This is a genomic window from Caulobacter sp. HMWF025, from assembly GCF_003060965.1.
GTDB lineage: Bacteria > Pseudomonadota > Alphaproteobacteria > Caulobacterales > Caulobacteraceae > Caulobacter.
The window spans coordinates 16,809-36,704 of the sequence record NZ_QAII01000161.1 but is presented as its reverse complement, the minus strand read 5'-3'; the positions used below and the strand labels follow the sequence as shown (position 1 = coordinate 36,704).

Here is a 19,896-nt window from a genome sequence, read left to right as displayed (position 1 = left end):
CCATCGGTCAGGGGCTCAGCGCCAGGCGTAGTTGAAGCTGATGCTGATCCGCTGCTCGTCGGCCTGGTTCGGCGTGACCTCGTGGCGCAGCCAGCTCTCCCACAACAGGATCGTGCCCGGCTCCGGCTGCACATAGACGAAGGGCTGCAGCGCCTCGGGCGCGTCGGCCTGGCGGTTGGGGGCGGCCATCATCATCGGCAGTCGCGGATCCTCGAACTTCAGGGCCGAGGCACCGGTCGGGATCGTCACATAGACGGTCCCGGAGATCACGCTGTGCGGATGGATGTGGCCGGTATGCTGACCGCCCGGATCCAGGATGTTGATCCAGAAGCTATCCATGACCAGCTTGCCGCCGGCCAGGTCGAAACAGAGCTCTCGGGCAAAGGCCGCCGCATGCTTGTCGAGCTTGCGCTTGAGGTCATCGAACAGGCTGTCGCGCTGGGCCAGATCATCCAGCGAGGCATAGGAGGTATAGCCGCGATAGCCCTTGGCCTCGGCCCAGGCCTGGCCGGCCTCGTCCTCCTCGGCGACTGCGATGCAGGCATCGTGCAGCTCGTCGATGAAGTCATCAAAGCCCTTCTCGCCGGCGAGGCTGGCTTGATAGAGCGGGGTGGCGAACAGGTTGCGCGTGGTCATCAGGCGTCATAGCGCCACTTGATGGCAGGAACAAACGGAGCCGCCGTCGCTGAACCGTCCAGACTCGCCTATATGTCCGACGTGAACGACGATACCAGCCCTCCTCCGTCCGAAAATGCCCTGCGCGGCGCGGCCCTGATCAAGGACGAGGTCACGCGCCTGCCCGACGCCCCCGGCGTCTACCGCATGATCGGCGACAATGAGGAGGTCCTCTATGTCGGCAAGGCCAAAAGCCTGAAGAAGCGGGTCATCCAGTACGCCCAGGGCCGGTTCCACACCAACCGCATCGCCCACATGGTGGATGCCACCCGAGCCATGGTGTTCGTCACCACCCGCACAGAGGCCGACGCCCTGCTGCTGGAAATCAACCTTATCAAGTCGCTGAAGCCGCGCTTCAACGTGCTGCTGCGCGACGACAAGAGCTTTCCCGAGATCATGATCCGGCGCGACCACGCCGCGCCGCAGTTGCGCAAGCATCGTGGAGCCCACACCACCAAGGGCGACTATTTCGGTCCCTTCGCCAGTGCCTGGGCCGTGAACCGCACACTGAACACCCTGCAGAAGGCCTTCCTGCTGCGCTCCTGCACGGACAGTGTCTACGAGGGCCGCGACCGGCCCTGCATGCTGTACCAGATCAAGCGCTGCGCGGCGCCCTGCACGGGTCTGGTCAGCCTGACCGACTATCAGACCCTGGTCGACCAGGCTGAGGCCTTCCTGCGCGGCAAGTCGCGGGCGGTCATGACGCAGATGGCCGAAGCGATGGAGGCCGCCGCCGAGGATCTGGAGTTCGAGCGCGCCGCCAAGCTGCGCGACCGCATCCGCGCCCTCTCGGCCGTGGCACAGGAAAGCCAGATCAACCCCGAGACCGTGGAAGAGGCCGATGTGGTGGCCCTGCATGTCGAGGGCGGCCAGGCCTGCGTGCAGGTGTTCTTCTTCCGGGCCGGCCAGAACTGGGGGAACCGCGCCTACTTCCCCCGCATCACGGGTGCGGCCGAGGAGGAAGGCGTCAGCGAGGAAGCCCAGGCCATGACCGCCTTCCTCGGACAGTTCTATGACGACAAACCGATCCCGCGGCTGATCCTGGCCAATATCGAGCCCGCCGAGGCGACCCTGCTGGCCGAGGCCTTTGCCCTGAAGAGCGGCCGCAAGGTCGAGATCAGCGTGCCCAAACGCGGCGAGAAGGCCGATCTGGTGCAGCACGCCCTGACCAACGCCCGCGAGGCGCTGGGTCGCAAGATGGCCGAGGGCTCGGCCCAGACCAAGCTGCTGGCCGGAGTGGCCGAAGCCTTCGGCCTGGACACCCCGCCTGAGCGGATCGAGGTCTATGACAACAGCCACATCCAGGGCACCAATGCCGTCGGCGGCATGATCGTGGCCGGTCCGGACGGCTTCATGAAGGGCCAGTACCGCAAGTTTAACATCAAGAGCACCGAGCTCACGCCCGGTGACGACTACGGCATGATGAAAGAGGTGCTGCGCCGCCGCTTCGCCCGCCTGGTCAAGGAAGAGGACGAGGGTGACAGCGACAACCGGCCGGGCCTTGTGCTGGTCGACGGCGGCAAGGGTCAGTTGGACGCGGCGCTGGAGATCATGACGGAGCTGGGCGTCGACGACATTCCGGTGGTCGGGGTCGCCAAGGGCCCGGACCGCGACGCCGGGCTGGAGCGGTTCTTCATGCCCGACAAGACGCCGTTCATGCTCGAGCCCAAATCACCGGTGCTCTACTACCTGCAACGCCTGCGCGACGAAGCCCACCGCTTTGCCATCGGGGCCCACCGCACCCGGCGCAGCATGGATCTGAAGAAGAACCCGCTGGACGAGATCGAGGGCGTGGGCCCCGGCCGCAAGAAGGCCCTGCTGCACGCGTTCGGTTCCGCCAAGGGCGTCGCCCGCGCCGGGGTCGAGGACCTGCTCAAGGTCGAAGGTGTCAGCCAGGCCCTGGCCGAGCGCATCCACGGCTACTTCCGCAAGAGCTGACCCCCGACAGAAAAAGGGGCGGACATGCCGTCCGCCCCCTGAAGTCGAAAGCCGTCGGGCGGGGGGAGGCCAAGGCCATCCGTCTACCCGGCGGTCTGGTGGCTTATCGGAACAGGCTCAGGATCGACGAGCTCGACGAGTTGGCGATCGACAGGGCCTGGATGCCCAGCTGCTGCTTGGTTTGCAGAGACTGCAGCTTGGCGCTTTCCTTGGCGAGGTCAGCATCCACCAGATTGCCCACGCCGGCGTCGAGGCTGTCCTGCAGCTTGCCGACGAAGGTCAGGTGGGTGTCGAGGCCGGTCGAGTTGGTTCCCAGCGAGGCCAGCTTGTTGGCCGCTGTCTGCAGAGCCGTATTGACCGTGGTGATCATCGTCTTGGCCGCAGCCGCCGTCGTGAAGGTCGACGAGGCGGTCAGGCCGATGCCGGCCAGGGTCAGGGTCTGGGCGTTGACCGTAAAGCCCGAGCCGTCGTTGTTGGCCAGGAAGGTCAGCTTGGTGGTCTTGCCGTCGGCAATGCTGACGCCGTTGAACTTGGCGTTGGAGGCGGCCTTGGTGACCTGATCGCGCAGGGACTCAAAGTCGGCCTTCAGGGCATTGAACGAGGCGGTGTTCAGCGAGGTGTCGGAAGCGGCCAGGGCCTTTTCCTTCATCTTGCCGAGCAGGTCGGTGATGGTGTCACCGGCAGCCAGAGCGACGTCGATGGTCGACTGGCCGCGTTGCAGCGAGTCCTTCACCGAGTTCAGGGAACTGGCCTGCGCCGACTGGTTCTTGGCGGTGGCCCAGATCGCGCCGTTGTCCTTGGCGCTACCGACCTTTTGGCCGGTACTGATGCGCTGCTGGACAGCCGCTGTTTCCATATTGGTCGAGTTGAGGTTCTGCAGCGCGATCATAGCGCCGCTGTTTGTGTTGATGCTGTTTAGCGCCACGAAGACGACTCCATTTCGAGGTCTCCGGCGTCATTTTGACTGCCGGCGGGCATTTTACCCGCCCAGTAGTCTGCACCAGCGCTATTTCCATTTCGTTTAAAGCAATCGAAACCACAGTTAACAATCAGGTTCGATATATTAACGATTAACGAAGCGCGAAGAACGATATATATTTTACAATACGTCGATATTGTTGATCTATATTTCAATAATTCAAGTTCAATCCATGCCTTAGGCAAATAGTTCGGGAATAGATCCGCCGGAAAACTCTGCCACCGCCATGAACACCCCCGAACAAGCAAAGGCCCCGGCATCTGGCGATGCCGGGGCCTGAAGTCAGCCCTCCGGGCAGTCCTGCCTATTTCTTGCGGGTGATCACGACCGGCTGACCGGCATAGTCCACTGTCGCATCGACTGCATCGAAGTCCGTAGGCCGGGCAACGCCCCCGATGAAGCGAACCTTGAAGACCCGCTTTTCGATCATGCCCTTGAACGACCCCGAACGGGCACCGATCGTCACGCGGCCGCTGGCGTCATCATAGGCAACGGGAATGCGGCTGTAGGCCCCGCGCTGATAGCCGTAGCTCAGGCCATCGTCCTCATAGAGCTCAAACTTGCCGTCCTTGCCCGTATAGATCACCAGGGTGACAGGCGCGTCGGGCTTCTCGCCGATGTACTGCTGCACGACCGTGGTCGGAACGATTGATCCGGCCTTCACATACAAAGGCATACGGTTGAGGGGAGCATCCGCCTTGATGGTCTGCCCGCCCGCCAGGGCCTTGCCGGTCTGGAAGTCGTACCAGGTGGTCCCCGCCGGCAGATAGACCGACCGCGACCGCGCCTTGAAGGTGGTCACCGGCGCGACCATGAAGGCCGATCCATAAAGGTACTGGTCGTCGATGTTGCGGGCCTTGAGGTCGGACGGGAAGTCCATGACCAGGCCGCGCATGATGCTGCCGTCACGGTGATAGACATCACCCGCCAGGGTCAGGGTGTAGGGCATCAGCCGGTAGCGAAGCTCGTTGTACCAGGCCAGGGACTTGTAGATGTCAGTTCCCTCGTCGGCGAGGTTGTAGATCTCGCGATAGGGGAACTCGCCGTGGCTCCGGAACACGGGGCTGAAGGCCCCGAACTGGAACCAGCGCAGGTTCAGCTCCTGCCATTCGGCCCAGTGGGCGGGGTCCTTGTTCGTATAGCGGTCTTCGACCGAGAAGCCGCCGATGTCGGTGGTCCAGTTGGGCAGGCCCGACATCGACAGGTTCACACCGGCCGAGATCTGGTCCCGGAAATCGTCCCAGCGGGCCACAACGTCGCCGGACCAGACACCCACGCCCTGGCGCTGGATGCCGCCGAAGGCCGAGCGCGAGAAGATGAACGATCGCTTGTCGGGATGCTGCTCGCGCTCGCCGTCAAAGACACTCTGGGTATGGAGCAAGGGGTAGGAGTTGAAGAACTCCGCGCCCGGGCCCATGGCCGTGGGGCCCATGCGCAGGGTGCGCTCGGGAATGTCGAGGTTGGAATGCATGTCCGGTTCGTCGGAATCCATCCACCAGGCATCCACCCCGATACCGCCCAGCTTGTCCTTGACCTGACGCCAGTAGATGTCGCGAGCCCCCTTCGAATAGGGGTCATAGAACGAGTTCAGATAGCCTGGGCCGACCCAGTCCAGCGCGCCCTGTTCGACATTACGCTTGTACATATAGCCCTTGGCATCGAGCTCCTTGTAGTTGTCGGTCGTGGGGTAGAACTTCGGCCAGATCGAGATCATGAAGTGGCCGTTCATCTCGTGGATGTCGGACAGCATCTTCTTGGGATCGGAGAAACGCGTATCGTCGAAGACGTGGCTGCCCCAGCTGTCGTCTTTCCAGTACCGCCAGTCCATCACCACGTTGTCGAGCGGCAGGCCGCGCCTGCGGTACTCCTTCAGAACGCCGACAATCTGGTCCTGGGTTTCATAGCGCTGACGCGACTGCCAGAAGCCATAGACCCAGCTCGGCATGGCCAGGGCCTTGCCGGTCAGCTCACGATAGCCGCCGACCACCTGATCGAGGTTTTCGCCGGCCACAAAGTAGTAGTCGACCGCATGGGCGACCTCTGAGGTCAGGGTCAGGGCCTTCTGCTGCGCCGCCGGAAGCGGGTTGTTGTGCAGCAGGCCGATATAGCCGTCGTTGGGATCCCACTCGACGCGGACCTTGTGCCGCGTCCCGGCCTTCATCGTGGCCGTAAAGTTATGGAACCAGGGGTTCCAGTTCTGCCGCCAGCGATCGATCTTGAGCTGGCCGTCGACATAAACCTTGGCGTAGCTGGACGAATAGAGCTTGAACTTCTGGACGCCCGAGACTGACGGCTCCACCGAGCCTTCCCAGACCACGGTCGAACCGCGGACCGGCTTCTTGTCAGGGCCGGTCAGCTCGGCCGGCCAGTTCGGCAGGTCCTTGAGGAACCGGTAGTCGACGTCCTTTTCCGTCCGGGTCAGCTTCAGCTCGCCCTTGACGTAGTAGCGCGCGGTGAAGCCACCGGCCTTGCCGTCAGCGTCGTAGATCTTCAGGTCGCGTGAGGCGACGTCATAGGGCGTCGGATCGCCAAACCGGCTGATGCCGTTATTGTCCCACAACACGCCGTAGTTCCGGCTGGAGAGCAGGAACGGGATGGTGATGTCGCGATTGTACTGGGCCAGTTCAACGTCCTGGCCATTATAGTTCATCTGGCCGTTCTGATGCTGGCCGAGGCCGTAAAAGGCTTCATCCGTATTCGGATTGAACTGCTGGCTGATGCCATAGAAGCCCTTGCCGTCGATGGACACGGGCTTGAAGGCCTGCCGTGCCTGCTCGGACAGGACGGTCTTGCCGGAGGCGTCCTTGAAGGACACCGCGCCGGTCGCCAGCACGACCTCGGCCGTCGCCTTGCCGGCCTTCAGCACGACCTTGCCGCCGGACTGTTCGACCGCGAAACCCGAGGTTTTGGGCTGGGCGACCACCATCAGGCTGGCCGGCGTGTCGAGGCTGTCCGTCGGCGTCGCCGTGACGTGGAACGCCCGGTCGCTCATCACCTGCAGACGGATCTTCTTGGCCGGGCCGGAGCCGGGCGTCACCACGACGCCGTCGGCGGTCTTCTCAAAGCCCGCTTCCAGCGCCAGGGCGGAGGTCGAGGCGGTCAGGGCCAAAGCCAGGCCCAGAACGGTGGGTGTCAGTCGAAAGGCGCGCATCGCAGGGGTTCCCTGTTGGATTGGGCTTGGTCTTGATCTGGGTTCTAGTAGGTGGCCAGCTTGACCCGCAGTACCTGCGAGCCATCGGTGAAGTTGAGGCCGTAGTCGATCTGGTCGCCGTTCCAGATGCGGTCAAACACCCACTGGCCGTTGTCGAAATGGCCCTCTTCGACCCGGGCCAGCATGTAGGGCTTGCCGTCTTTCGCAGCGCGCCCGAACTCGACCCGGACGTTGCGGCCGGTGACCAGGAACTCGTCCGCTGAAAGCTGGGCGACGACGGCACCGCCGTTCGGGCCGGCCGGATCGGTCGGGCGATCCTTCAGCCAGGTCCAGTCCGAAGCGCCGAACTGCCACTTGCCGTAGCGCAGATGCACGGTCCAGTCGCCCAGGGTGGTCGACTGCGGCGAGCGGTCATCAGGCTCGGAACCGCCCCAGACGGGCTTCTCGAACGAGATCCTGGCCCAGTCCCGGGCCATGGGGGCCAGCAGGCGATAGTTTGCGGCGAAGGCCTCGAGCATCTCGGCATTCACCTTGGAGGCCCCGAGCGGATAGTTGGCATAGCCGGTCAGGTCCATGCCGAACGGCGAGAAGCCGATGCCCTGGCGGCCCAGGGTGTCATACACATAGCGGGCATAGGGGATGGCATTGCCGGTCTCGGCGACGAACAGCGCATTGCCGGGCCGGTCATAATGGCCGAGGACCGCCGAATACTTCACCGACTCCGGCATGTAGATATCGGGTGCGATCAGGTCGATCGAGGGCGCGCCGGTCTTCCAGACATCCAGCACATTATGGGTCGGGCCTCCGGACGAATAGGTCACCGGATCCTGGTCATTGATCGGATCGCGCAGGGCAGCGTTGACATACATCGGCAGCGGCTTGACCGCCTTGCCCGCGGCCGTGACCTGCTCGACAAAGCGCGAAATGTACCAGGCGTGGAAGTACTCGTCGGCGTCCTTGCCGAAGGCCTGCGACCAGGTGCCGGGCCTGGCCTTCATGGCCTTGACCAGGGCGGTCGGCGCGGGGCCGTCGAAAACCTTCTGCGCGGCTGGCGAATAGTCCCGCACACTGCCGTAGGTGCCGGTCTCGTTCTCGACCTGGACCATGATGACGGTGTTGTCGGGATCGGCAGCCTTGAGGTGGGTCATCAGGGCCACAAAGGCCTTGCGGTCGGCATCGAGCGTGGACTGCGCCAGCGGCGACATCGAATAGGATCGGGCCCCATCCTTTTTGTGCAGGCGCGGGAAACGCTTGTCGTCCAGCTTGACCCACTCGGGCGCATAGGACGGTGAGGAGTTCTTCCAGGTGCCGAACCACAGCAGGACAAGGCGGACCTTGTTCTCGCGGGCCTGCGTCAGCAGCAGGTCCAGATAGCTGAAGTCGAACTTGCCCTCGACCGGCTCGATCTGCTCCCAGGCGATCGGAACCTGGACGGTGTTGGCGTGCAGCTGCCGGATGGCGGGCCAGACCTTGTCCATCTGGGAGGGCCAAGCGCTGGAATTGTTGACCTGGGCGCCGAGCATCAGAAAGGGCGCGCCGTCCACCATCAGCGCGTAGCGACCGCTCTTTTCAACGAGCTGGGGCATGGGGGACTCAGCAGCTGAGGCAAGGCCGACGGAACTCGTCGAGGCCAAAAGAGCCACGCCCAGCAAAGCGGCCTTGAGCGTTTTCAACCGGGTCATCGCTTCTTCCCTTCGGCTGCCGGTCCTCCAGGGCGCTGCAATCGCACCGCATGGGACCTTGTTACCGCTAACAATTATATTTGTCGGATAATTACTTGAGCGCCCTCGAAAGGCAATCACTCTTCCGCGGTGACCGCCACCCTGCCCTCAAAAAAAGCCGCGCATCGCCGCAGGAGACGATGCGCGGGGAGATTGCGCGCGAGATCGGGGAGAGTGACGCCGCGCGAAGCGCACCGTCTCCCTGAGGCGACGGTACGCGCGGTGCAGAACGCAGATATCTGCACCACCACACCCCGGCACTATAATCATACAATTCAGCCCAGCAAGAAAATTGATAGCGCTATCAATCCCGATCTCACGGGGCCGGATCGGCCTTGCAGGTCGCTGCGATAAACTGCTCATGGGACGGAAGGCGACTGGCCAGGTTGTGGATGACGCTGCGGATGCCCGAGAGCCTGGCTGAGACGTCCGCCAGGGCCGGGGCGTCTGCCAGCCGGTCATAGGTGCGAGGCTCGATCCCCTGACCGAGGAACACGGCCAGCCAGCTCGGCTCGGCAAAGAGTTGATCGTCGAACCGGGCGACCCGGGCCCGGCTGCGAAACAGGTCGATCTTGTGCTGCAGGCTGTCCGGGATCGCCATGGTCCGGCAGTAGTTCCATAGCGGCGACTCGTCCCGCTCGGTGGCGTGATAGTGCAGGATCAGGAAGTCCCGGATCTGCTCGTACTCAATCTGGCTGAGGCGGTTGAACTCCACTTCCGTGGCCGGGTCGTGGCCGCTGACCGGCAGCAACGAAAGCAACCGCATGACGCCGGTCTGGACCAGGTGGATGCTGGTCGACTCCAGCGGCTCCATGAAGCCGCCGGCCAGGCCGAGGGCCACGACGTTGCGGTTCCAGGCCTTCTTGCGGCGGCCGGTGGTAAACTTCAGGGGACGGGGATCGCCCAGCGGGGCCCCGTCGAGATTGGCCATGAGGGTCGCTGCGGCCTCGTCATCGCTGATGAAGCCGCTGGAATAGACATAGCCATTGCCGATGCGGTGCTGCAGCGGAATGCGCCACTGCCACCCTGCCTCCCGCGCTGTCGAGCGCGTGAACGGCGTCAGCGGGCTGACCCCTTCGCAGGGAACCGCCAGGGCCCGGTCGCATGGGAGCCAGGCCGACCAGTCCTCGTAGCCGGTGCGCAGGGCCTCTTCGATCAGCAGTCCCCGGAAGCCGGAGCAGTCGATGAAGAAGTCGCCCTCGATCCGGCGACCGCCTTCCAGGTCAAGGGCCTCGACATGCCCGTCGCTGGCCCGTAGCGCGACCGACTGGATCTTGCCTTCGGTACGTCGCGCCCCGCGCGCCTCGGCATAGCCGCGCAGGTAGCGGGCATAGAGACCGGCGTCGAAATGATAGGCATAACCGAGGCCCGGCACGCCCGGCGGCAGTTCCTTGGGCGGAACCGCGAACTTGCCCATTCGGGCCGCAACCGTGGCCATCGAATAGTCGTCGATGGAACTGGTATCGCCCTGCTCGCGCAGTCGCATCCAGTAGTGATGGAACGACACCCCTTCGATCGAGGTCCCATGCGGCCCGAACGGGTGGAAATAGCTGTGATCCTTGCGGGTCCAGTCCCGGAACTCGATGCCGAGCTTGAAGGTCGCCTGGGTCTTCCGGATGAAGTCGAACTCGTCGATCCCCAGCAGGCTGTTGAGGAACTGGATCGGCGGGATCGTGGCTTCACCAACCCCGACGGTGCCGATCTCCTCGGATTCGACCAGTTCCACCGTTCCAACCCGGTCCCGAAGGGCGTGGACCAGGGCGGCTGCGGCCATCCAGCCGGCCGTTCCGCCGCCGACCACGACGAATTTGCGGGGAGGATGCTCGGTCATGGGCTGGAGTCTCGCAAACTTGAAACTGAAGGCTAGAGGTCGGGGGCTGAAACACAAAGACCCCTGCCCGCGATCGATCCAGGATCGGGCGGACAGGGGCCTTCAGGTCAAGCGATGGCGGAGCCCTTAGAAGGTGCCGCGCAGCACGACCGAGTAGCGGCGGTCAGCCACAACCCAGTTGTGCTCGGTCAGACCGACCTTCGGGCTGCCCGGATAGCTCACCAGGATCTTGGTCTTGGTGTTGGTCAGGTTCACGGCCTGGAAGCCGAGCTTCAGGTTGTCATCGATCGTGTAGAAGACCGATCCGTCCAGCTGACCGTAGTCGCCGTACCAGGCCGGGATGTTGATGTTGGCGGCTGCCGTCGAGAGCAGGTAGCGCTCCCGCCAGTTGTAGGCGAGGCGAGCCGACACCTTGCCCAGGTCGTACAGGGCGGCGACGTTGTAGCTCTTCTTGGACAACCCCTCGAGCGGCAGGTCGTCGGCCTTGCCGGCCAGGATACCCGACACCTGGGTCGAGTCGTAAGGGTTGGACGCGGCATTGCGCGAGCCCTGACTGTCGACATAGGTGAAGTTGGCCTGGACGCCGAGACCCTTCAGAGCGCCGGGCAGGAAGTCGTAGTACTGCTGGTAGGCGACCTCGAAGCCCTTGATGGTGCCGTGACCGGCATTGTAGGGCTGCGAAACCAGGACGTCGCGGGTCACACCGTTGTTGGTGAACTTGGTCTTGGTGACGCCATTGGTGACGAAGTTGTAGACGTCCTTGTAGAACAGGGTCGCCGTCACGCTGCCCGTGGGCGCGAAGTACCACTCATAGGCCAGGTCGTACTGGTTGGAGCGGATGGGCTTCAGCTCCGGGTTACCGCCGTTGGCCGTGTACTGGTAGACGCAGTTGCCCTGCTGGCCGCCCGGGATCGAGCTGCCGCAGACCGAACCCGACAGGAAGCCGTTTGTCGCGCTGACCGAGAAGAACGGCTGCAGCTGGCCGAAGTCCGGGCGCACGATCGACTTGCCCGCCGCGAAGCGGACGAACATCTCGGGCGTGAGCTTCAGGCGCGCGTTCAGGCTGGGCAGCACACTGACATAGTCGCGACCGCCGGTTATGTCGCTCCTTGCGCCGTTGCCGAACGCAAGATCAGCGGCCGGAACGGTCGGGGTGTTGTTCTTGGAGAACAGCTCGATCCCCTTGCCTTCGCTCTCGGTCTTCACCACCCGCAGGCCGAAGTTGCCGTCGAGCTCGCGCTCTGCACCCCACAGCGACAGATCGTGACCGAAGCGCAGCAGGCCGTAGGCGGCTAGGGTCTTTTCCTTCTGACGGTTGACGCCGCCCTGGCTGCCGCCGGCCGTCAGGTTGTCGTAGTTGCCGTTGAAGGTGCTCCACCAGCCGCCATTGGTCGAGGCCAGCTTGGCGAGCAGAGCGCCACCCTGGGCATAGTTCTGGACCAGCGACGCGTTCGGCATGATGAACGTCGCGGGCAGGTTGACGTCGCCGCGGAAGTAGTTGGTGAACGGGAAGAGCGCGTAGCTGCCCTGGTAGGCCGACAGCTTGTCGATGGTCGGCGCCGACCAGCTGGGAGCCACGGCACCCCAGTTGTAGGTCGTCTCGCGGGTCGTGGATTCGCGATAGGTGTTGCGGACCCCGAAGCGGAACGACTTCAGCCAGCCGCCGTCATCGAAGGTGTAGGCACCGTCGAGGCGCTGCGCCCACTCGCTGGCGTCGTTGCGATCGTGGTGATCCATCGCCGCGTTGAGATAGTAGCTGGACGGGTTCGACGTGTAGGCCGTGTTGTTGTTCACGGTGACGGCAGGCAGATCGCCGGTCAGGTCCAGGCTGGCGGGAGCGCTGTCCGCGCCCAGCGAATGGAACGCCGTGAAATCGACGGTCTTGGTCTTGGCGTAGATATACTGGACGTCCGCCGAGAAGGCCCACTTGTCGTTCGGGTTGTAGTTGACCTTCAGCGCATAGTCGGAGGTGACCGAGCTGCGCTCAGCAAAGCGCGTGTCGATCAGCGACGTGCCCAGGCTGGTGCCGCCCGCCGAGTTGGCCAGCGTGCCCTTCACGAAATGACCGTTCGAGTCGTAGGTGAAGGTCGTCCCGGCGGCCGGGCCGGTGCCCGAACCGGGGTTGAAGCCGATGGCGCGTTCGGTCGAGGCCTGGTTGGCCGACGAGCGAATGAACTGCAAGCTGGCATCCCACTGGTCGTTCGGGCGCCATTGCAGTGCCGAAGCGATGCCCTTGCGCTCGCGATCAAAGTCCAGGCTGCGGTAGCCGAAGCCGCCAGGGACATAGACCGTCTTGCCGGCCACCAGATCGGTGCGGGCGTTGTAGGGATCAACCGAGATCGTGTCGGTGCGGCTGCTCAGTTGTGAGTCCGAGAGGCTGAGCAGGAAGCCCACTTCCCCGACATTGGTGTCCCAGCGATCGCTGTACAGCACCGAGCCCGTGGGCTGCCATGCCTTGGCCATGTCGCCGATGCTCATGTCGGCGGAGAAGGCCAGGATGCGCTTGCTGCTGTCGAAGGGCAGGCGCGTGCGCAGGTTGACGGTGCCGCCGACGCCGCCTTCGACGATGTCAGCGGAAGGGTTCTTGTAGACGTCCACACCGGCCATCAGCTCGGGCGGGATGTCCTCGAAGCTGAGCGAGCGGCCGCTCTTGGCGGAGAAGCTGTCGCGACCGTTCAGTTCGCCGCGGACCCACGACAGGCCGCGCACCTGGACGCCCGAACCTTCGACCGAGATCCGGTCGGCATCGCGGCCGTCCGAGGTCCGGCCGATGGTCACCCCGGCGACCCGCTGCAGGGCCTCGGTGACGCTACGGTCCGGGAGCGCGCCGATATCGGTCGAGGTGATCGAGTCAACGATTTGCTCGGCGTTCTGCTTCAGCTTCTGGGCGGACTGGATGGCCGCACGCTGGCCGGTCACGACGATTTCGTCGACGACCGCCGTATCCTGCTGCGCAGCCTGGGCCATGGCCAGCGACGGCGCGGCGAGGCTCAGGACCAGCGCCGAAGCGCCCATCATCATGAGTTTGCGATGCGAGTGATTGAGGCTTTTCATGCCTGGTTCCTTCCCCCGTTCAAGTTGATCCGCCCCGGCCTTCTTGGCGCCGGTGACGTGCGAACGCCGCACGATCCGAGGTGCTGTATAATCGTATTATTAGTACCATCAAGGCATTTATGATAGCGCTATCATTTTGAGGGTGAGCGGGGCTTTCAGGCCACACCCGGTGCAAGGGAGCGGGTCCAGGACCTGGCTCGAGAGCAGCTTCGATTGCGGGCGCTCAAATAATACTATAAATGAGATTGAAGAGCTTGAGCGGCCGGAACCGGCCGGCGATAGGGGCGGATATGAGTAACAAAACCGCAGGCAAGGGCCTGCGCAGTGGTGGGTCTTACGGCAAGCTCGACCGAGACGGCTTCATCCACCGCAGCTGGATGAAAAGTCAGGGCCTTCCGGACGATGTCTTCGACGGCCGCCCCGTGATCGGCATCTGCAATACCTGGTCCGAAATCACCCCCTGCAACGCAGGCCTGCGCGACATCGCCGAGCACGTGAAGCGCGGCGTCTGGGAAGCCGGCGGCCTGCCCCTGGAGTTCCCGGCCATCTCGCTCGGCGAGACCCAGATGCGGCCGACCGCCATGCTGTTTCGCAACCTGCTGGCCATGGATGTCGAGGAGTCGATCCGCGGCAATCCGATTGACGGCGTCGTCCTTCTGGGCGGCTGCGACAAGACCACGCCGGGCCAGATGATGGGCGCAGCCAGCGTCGACCTGCCTACGATCGTCGTCTCATCGGGTCCGATGCTGAACGGCAAGTTCCGCGGCAAGGACATCGGCTCGGGCACCGACGTCTGGAAGTTCTCCGAAGCGGTCCGCGCCGGCGAAATGACCCTGCCGGAGTTCATGTCGGCCGAGAGCGGCATGAGCCGCTCGCCGGGCACCTGCATGACCATGGGCACGGCCTCGACCATGGCCGCCATCGTCGAAGCCATGGGCATGAGCCTGCCCTACAACGCCTCGATCCCGGCGGTGGACGCGCGCCGTGCCGCCATGGCCCATCAGACCGGCCGCACCATCGTGAAGATGGTCCATGACGGCCTGACCATGTCGAAGGTCGCCACCCGCGCCGCATTCGAGAACGCCCTGCGTGTCCATGCCGCGATCGGTGGCTCGACCAACGCTGTTGTCCACCTGCTGGCGCTGGCGGGGCGACTGGGTGTCGAACTGACCCTGGAGGACTTCGACCATCTGTCGCGCGACGTTCCGCTGCTGGTCGACCTGCAACCCTCGGGTCGGTTCCTGATGGAAGACCTTCACTATGCCGGTGGCCTGCCGGCGGTGATGAAGCAGATGGAAGCCTTCCTGGAGCCCTCGGCCCTGACCGTCAGCGGTCTTCCGATCGGCCAGCAATATGACAAGGCCGAGGTCTGGAACGCCGAAGTGATCCGCACCCTTGAGACGCCCGTGAAGCCCGACAGCGGTATCTGGGTGCTGCGCGGCAACCTGGCCCCCGGCGGCGCGGTGATGAAACCGAGTGCCGCGAGCCCCGAACTGTGCAGCCACACCGGCAAGGCGGTTGTGTTCGAGACCATCGAGGACTTCAGGGCCCGTATCGATGATCCGGCCCTGGACGTCGACGAGACCTCGATCCTGGTACTGAAGGGCTGCGGCCCCAAGGGCTATCCGGGCATGCCGGAAGTCGGCAACATGCCGCTTCCGCGCAAGATCCTGGAAAAAGGTGTCAAGGACATGGTTCGCATCAGCGATGCGCGTATGAGCGGCACGGCTTTCGGAACAGTCATTCTCCATGTCTCGCCCGAGTCCGATGCCGGTGGCCCGCTGGCCATCGTGCGCAACGGCGACCTGATCACCCTGGACGGCCCAACCCGCGCCCTGAGCATCGCCATCTCCGACGCGGAGATGGAGGCCCGCCTGGCCGCCTGGCGCGCCGATCCACCGCCGCCCAAGGCCACGCGCGGCTACGCCAAGCTTTACGTTGATCATGTGCTGGGAGCCGACAGGGGCGCTGACCTGGACTTCCTGGTCGGCTCATCAGGCTCGGTCGTGACGCGAGAATCCCATTGATGGACCCGTCGATCTCGATCTTCGGAGACTGGGGGACTTCGCGCCTGCGGCTCTATCTGCGCCAGGGCAAGAGCGTACTCGACCGACGTGACGGTCCCGGGATCAGCGCCCTGACCACCAGCCCGGAGGACACCTTCCTCGAGCTCGTGGGCGACTGGCGCGAGGCCCGCCCCTCCGGCGCTGTGCTGTGCGGCATGGTCGGATCGCGGATCGGCTGGGTGGAGGCTCCCTACGCCCCCTGCCCGGCCTCGGCCGCCGATCTGCGCGAGCGGGTGCTGAAGATCGAGGCCGACGGTCTGCCGGTGTCGATCATTCCGGGCCTGTCATGCCTCAATCCGCTCGGCGGTCCCGACGTAATGCGCGGTGAGGAGACCCAGATCCTCGGGGCCCTTGAGCTCGATCCTGCCCTGAAGACCGGTCGCCACCTGCTCGTCCTGCCCGGGACCCACAGCAAGTGGACGGTGGTCGAGGACGGCGCGATTACCGGCTTCCTGACCGCCCCGGTCGGCGAGACCTTCGCCCTTCTGCGCCAGCACTCGACCCTGGCCGCCGGCGTCGGCGCGGACGTGCAGGGCTCTGACGCGGGCTTCGCAATGGGCCTCTCCCGGATCGTCGAGCACGGCCCGGCCCAGCTGCCGCACCTGCTGTTCGAGACCCGTGCCCGGCAGTTGCTGGACGCCCTGCCCGCCGCCGATGCCATCGGCTTCCTGTCGGGCCTGCTGATCGGGGCCGATGCCGCCGCCGCCCGGCAGTGGTTCGGCGACCTGGGCCAGGTGATCCTGGTGGGCGCTCCAGCCCTGAACAGGTTTTATGGCCAAGCCATCGCCAGTCAGGGCGGCGTTGTTACCGCTATCGACGGCGACAGTGCGGTTCTGGCCGGATTGACAACGTTGTCGCCTCGAAAGAACAGTGATTTTCATGTCCTCGCCTGAAGCTAGCGCCACCCGTCCACCGCCCATCGTGGCCATCCTGCGCGGCGTTAGGCCCGACGAAGTCGTGGCCATCGCCAGGGCCCTGGTGGATGCCGGCATCCGCGCCATCGAGGTGCCGCTGAACTCGCCAGAGCCGCTGGAGAGCATCCGCCGCCTGTGTGAGGCCTATGGCGATGTCGCCCTGTGCGGCGCTGGCACCGTGCTGACGCCGCAGGCTGTCGAAGACGTGGCCGCAGCAGGCGGCAAGCTGATCGTCACGCCCAACACCGATCCCGACGTCATCGCCCGCGCCGTATCGCTGGGCCTGACCGCCATGCCGGGCTTTGCCACGCCGTCAGAGGCCTTCGCCGCCGTGAAGGCCGGTGCCAGGGCGCTGAAACTCTATCCCGCCAGCAGCTTCGGTCCCGGCCACATCAAGGCGGTCAAGGACGTGCTGCCCAAGGACATCCTGGTCTATGCCGTCGGCGGCGTCGGTGCCGCCAACCTGGAACCCTGGCTGACGGCCGGCGTGGCCGGTATCGGCGTCGGTGGCGAGCTCTATCGTCCCGGCTACACGCCCGAGCAGGTGGGCGAGAAAGCCGCCGCCCTGATCGCAGCCTGGGCCGCCCTAACCTGACTAGAACAAGCATCCCTGGGGGGGGGATCCACGTGCACACCATCGATTTCGTAATTCTCGCGATCTATGCGGTCGCCATCTTCGGCCTGGCCCAGTGGGTGTCCCGCGACAAGGGCGGCAAGCAGAAGGACTCCAACGACTACTTCCTGGCCGGCAAGGCCCTGCCCTGGTGGGCGATCGGCGCGTCGCTGATCGCCGCCAACATCTCGGCCGAGCAGATCATCGGCATGAGCGGCTCGGGCTATGCCCTCGGCCTGGCCATCGCCTCCTATGAATGGATGGCGGCCCTGACCCTGCTGATCGTCGGCAAGTTCTTCCTGCCGATCTTCCTGAAGAACAACATCAGCACCATGCCGCAGTTCCTGGAGCAGCGGTACGGGCCCAGCGTCCGCAACGTGATGGCGGTGTTCTGGCTGATCCTCTACGTCTTCGTGAACCTGACCTCGATCCTCTGGCTGGGCTCGATCGCCATCCATACCGTGGCCGGCATCGACCAGATGACCGCGCTCGTGATCATCGGCGTCTTCGCCCTAGCCTACCAGCTGTGGGGCGGGCTGAAGGCCGTGGCCCTGACCGATATCGTTCAGGTCGCCCTGCTGATCACCGGTGGCCTGATCATCGTCTTCCTGTCGCTGAGCAAGATCGGTCACGGCGACCTGGTGGCCGGCTTCCACCAGTTGACCACGCAGTTCCCCGAAAAGTTCGACATGATCCTCAGCCGGGAAAACCCGCACTACAAGGACCTGCCCGGGCTCTCCGTGCTGTTCGGCGGTCTGTGGGTGATGAACGTCAGCTACTGGGGCTTCAACCAGTACATCATCCAGCGCGCCCTGGGGGCCAAGGACATCGCCGAGGCCCAGAAGGGCATCGCCCTGGCGGCCTATCTGAAGCTGCTGATGCCGGTGATCGTGGTTCTGCCCGGCATCGCCGCCCTCGTGCTGGTGCCCGGCCTGGCCAAGCCTGACCAGGCCTATCCGGAGATGATGAAGCTGCTGCCGCCCGGCATTCTGGGCCTGGTGTTCGCCGCCCTGGTGGCCGCGATCGTCGCGTCCCTGGCCGCCAAGATCAACTCGATCGCCACGATCTTCACCCTGGACATCTATGCCAAGGTCAAGACCGGCTCCAGCGAACAGCATCTTGTCAGCGTCGGCCGGATCACCGCCGTCGTCGCTGTGATCATCGGCATCGTCATGGCCAAACCCCTGCTGGGCAAGGCCGAGCAGGCCTTCCAGTTCATCCAGGATTTCACAGGCTTCTTCACGCCAGGCATCGTGGTGATCTTCATGCTGGGCCTGTTCTGGAAGCGTGCGACGACGGCTTCGGCCCTGGTCGCCGCCATCGGCGGCGCGGCCCTGTCAGGGGCTTTCTTCGTCGCTGACAAGCTTGGCGTGTTCGTGATCCCGTTCATGAACCGCGTGGGCCTGGTGTTCCTGCTGACCCTGGCCGCCGCCGTCCTGGTGGCCCTGGTGGCTCCGCAGAAAAAGGCCGTCAATGTCGTGTCGCTCGAGGGGGTCAGCTACAAGACCACCAAAGGCTTCAACCTTGCCGGCCTGGGCGTGATCCTGATCCTGATCGCCCTCTATGCCGTCTGGTGGTAGCGCTGCGGCCCTGTCGGCGACCATCGCCGGCGGGGCTTCATCACACACCTGAAAAGCCGGCCGGGCGCTGACATTGGTCTGACACGCGCCCGGCAAGAGCTGATCCCTTGCGGTCCCCATCTGAAAAGGGATCAGCGGGCGAGGCGCGCGTCGACCTGCCGATCCTCATGCGGACGGTCCCTTGCAGGATCCTGCAAACCGCGAAATGGTCAGACAACCCCGAGCAAAGCTTGTAACCCTGCGCAACGGCGTTATTCCGGACCCCCGCGAACATCGCTACACCATGGCGACTCGACCCGCCCGGGTTTGACAGGAAAGAAGAGCAGTCGATGCGAACGCAGCCCGGCGTCAGTCTGACCTATGGTCTCGTCGAGGCGCTCGGACAGGCGATCGTGACCGGCGAATATGCCACCGTCGGCTTCCCCACGGAGGGGGAACTGTCCAAGCAGTTCGGTGCCAGCAGGACGGTCACCCGAGAAGCGGTGAAAATGCTGACGGCCAAGGGCCTGCTCAGCGCCCGGCCGCGCCACGGAACGGTCGTGGAGCCGGAGAACGAGTGGAACCTCCTCGATCCGGACGTCCTGCGCTGGCTGCTGGAACGCAAGTTCTCGCTCCGCCTGCTGGCCGAGTTCACCGAGATGCGTCTCGGGATTGAACCGGCCGCCGCCGCACTCGCGGCCCGCAACGCCGACGAGGCCGGGCTTGAAGAGATCCGCAAGGGACTTCGGCGCATGAAGTCCGCCACGGAAGGCGAAGACGATCCGCTGTCGGCCGACATCGCCTTTCATATCGCGATCCTGAATGCGACCAAGAACCCGTTCTATCGCGAACTGCACGAGATGGTGAACACGGCCCTGCGCATCTCGATCCGGTTCACGAACCGCATCAAGGGGCGAACGGCCTCGATTCCCTCGCACGAGGACGTGGCCGAAGCGATCATTGCCCGCGACGCGGACAAGGCTTCCGCGGCCATGCGACTGATCATCGTCGATGTGCTGGAACTGATCCGGGCCGCCTCCCCGTCGACCGAGTCGGAAGCGGCCCGCCGACAGGCCTGAGCCCCCTTGCCCGAGCCGGCAGGGTTGTTAGATTGACAACGTTGTCACACACATCGACGGGCCGGTTTGATCCGGCCCGCATCCGGGAGGTTCGCCATGGCCTATGTCGCCGCCGCTGATCGCTATGCCTCAATGCCCTATCGCCGGACCGGACGGAGCGGTCTCGACCTGCCGGCCATCTCACTGGGCCTCTGGCAGAACTTCGGGGGCGACGACGTGTTCGAGACCGGTCGGGCAATCCTGCGCCGCGCCTTTGACCTTGGCGTGACCCACTTCGATCTCGCCAACAACTACGGCCCGCCCTACGGGTCGGCGG

General features: G+C 64.5%; 13 protein-coding genes. 7 read left to right on the top strand and 6 right to left on the bottom strand.

From position 1 onward, the window contains the following. Window positions 1-15 precede the first annotated feature (15 nt). The gene (locus DBR10_RS17405) at window positions 16-636 is read right to left on the bottom strand and encodes a TIGR02466 family protein (RefSeq protein WP_108489906.1); all 621 of its coding nucleotides are present in this window, start codon (window positions 634-636) and stop codon (window positions 16-18) included. A gap of 72 nt (window positions 637-708) precedes the next feature. Here DBR10_RS17405 and uvrC point away from each other — a divergent pair, with 72 nt between their 5' ends. After that, window positions 709-2,613: an excinuclease ABC subunit UvrC gene (uvrC, locus tag DBR10_RS17400; protein ID WP_108504587.1), complete on the top strand. Its 1,905-nt coding sequence runs from the start codon at window positions 709-711 to the stop codon at window positions 2,611-2,613. Window positions 2,614-2,716: 103 nt separating this feature from the next. On the opposite strand, the gene DBR10_RS17395 is transcribed toward uvrC, so the two are convergent. The 5 genes from DBR10_RS17395 to DBR10_RS17375 all read right to left on the bottom strand — a co-directional run bounded on the left by DBR10_RS17395 (window position 2,717) and on the right by DBR10_RS17375 (window position 13,349). Continuing rightward, window positions 2,717-3,538 (bottom strand): flagellin, encoded by an 822-nt coding sequence (locus tag DBR10_RS17395; protein ID WP_108488776.1) that lies wholly within the window; start codon window positions 3,536-3,538, stop codon window positions 2,717-2,719. 358 nt (window positions 3,539-3,896) lie between these two features. Further along, window positions 3,897-6,743, bottom strand: a complete 2,847-nt coding sequence (locus DBR10_RS17390; protein ID WP_108489181.1) for a glycoside hydrolase family 31 protein — start codon at window positions 6,741-6,743, stop codon at window positions 3,897-3,899. Between the two features lie 44 nt (window positions 6,744-6,787). Beyond that, window positions 6,788-8,425: a DUF5597 domain-containing protein gene (locus DBR10_RS17385; protein WP_108505752.1), complete on the bottom strand. Its 1,638-nt coding sequence runs from the start codon at window positions 8,423-8,425 to the stop codon at window positions 6,788-6,790. Between the two features lie 355 nt (window positions 8,426-8,780). Then, window positions 8,781-10,295 carry a tryptophan halogenase family protein gene (locus tag DBR10_RS17380; RefSeq protein WP_108505751.1) on the bottom strand — a complete coding sequence of 505 codons (1,515 nt, stop codon included), beginning with the start codon at window positions 10,293-10,295 and terminating at the stop codon, window positions 8,781-8,783. Between the two features lie 126 nt (window positions 10,296-10,421). Then, window positions 10,422-13,349 carry a TonB-dependent receptor gene (locus DBR10_RS17375; protein ID WP_108505750.1) on the bottom strand — a complete coding sequence of 976 codons (2,928 nt, stop codon included), beginning with the start codon at window positions 13,347-13,349 and terminating at the stop codon, window positions 10,422-10,424. Window positions 13,350-13,639: 290 nt separating this feature from the next. Between DBR10_RS17375 and DBR10_RS17370 the strand changes: the two genes are divergently transcribed. The 6 genes from DBR10_RS17370 to DBR10_RS20305 all read left to right on the top strand — a co-directional run. Continuing rightward, on the top strand, window positions 13,640-15,376 hold the full coding sequence (locus DBR10_RS17370) for an IlvD/Edd family dehydratase (RefSeq protein ID WP_108556537.1): 1,737 nt from the start codon (window positions 13,640-13,642) through the stop codon (window positions 15,374-15,376). Continuing rightward, on the top strand, window positions 15,376-16,308 hold the full coding sequence (locus DBR10_RS17365; protein ID WP_108556536.1) for a 2-dehydro-3-deoxygalactonokinase: 933 nt from the start codon (window positions 15,376-15,378) through the stop codon (window positions 16,306-16,308). Before DBR10_RS17370 ends, DBR10_RS17365 begins: the two co-directional genes overlap by 1 nt. After that, window positions 16,295-16,924, top strand: coding sequence for a 2-dehydro-3-deoxy-6-phosphogalactonate aldolase (locus DBR10_RS17360; protein WP_108505809.1), 630 nt, complete (start codon window positions 16,295-16,297; stop codon window positions 16,922-16,924). The genes DBR10_RS17365 and DBR10_RS17360 overlap by 14 nt, the downstream gene beginning before the upstream one ends. A gap of 32 nt (window positions 16,925-16,956) precedes the next feature. Continuing rightward, window positions 16,957-18,522: a sodium/sugar symporter gene (locus tag DBR10_RS17355; protein WP_199223598.1), complete on the top strand. Its 1,566-nt coding sequence runs from the start codon at window positions 16,957-16,959 to the stop codon at window positions 18,520-18,522. Window positions 18,523-18,851: 329 nt separating this feature from the next. Then, window positions 18,852-19,580, top strand: a complete 729-nt coding sequence (locus DBR10_RS17350) for a FadR/GntR family transcriptional regulator (protein ID WP_108490614.1) — start codon at window positions 18,852-18,854, stop codon at window positions 19,578-19,580. A gap of 132 nt (window positions 19,581-19,712) precedes the next feature. Continuing rightward, a partial coding sequence (locus DBR10_RS20305; RefSeq protein ID WP_442861128.1) for an aldo/keto reductase occupies window positions 19,713-19,896 on the top strand: 184 nt, incomplete at its 3' end.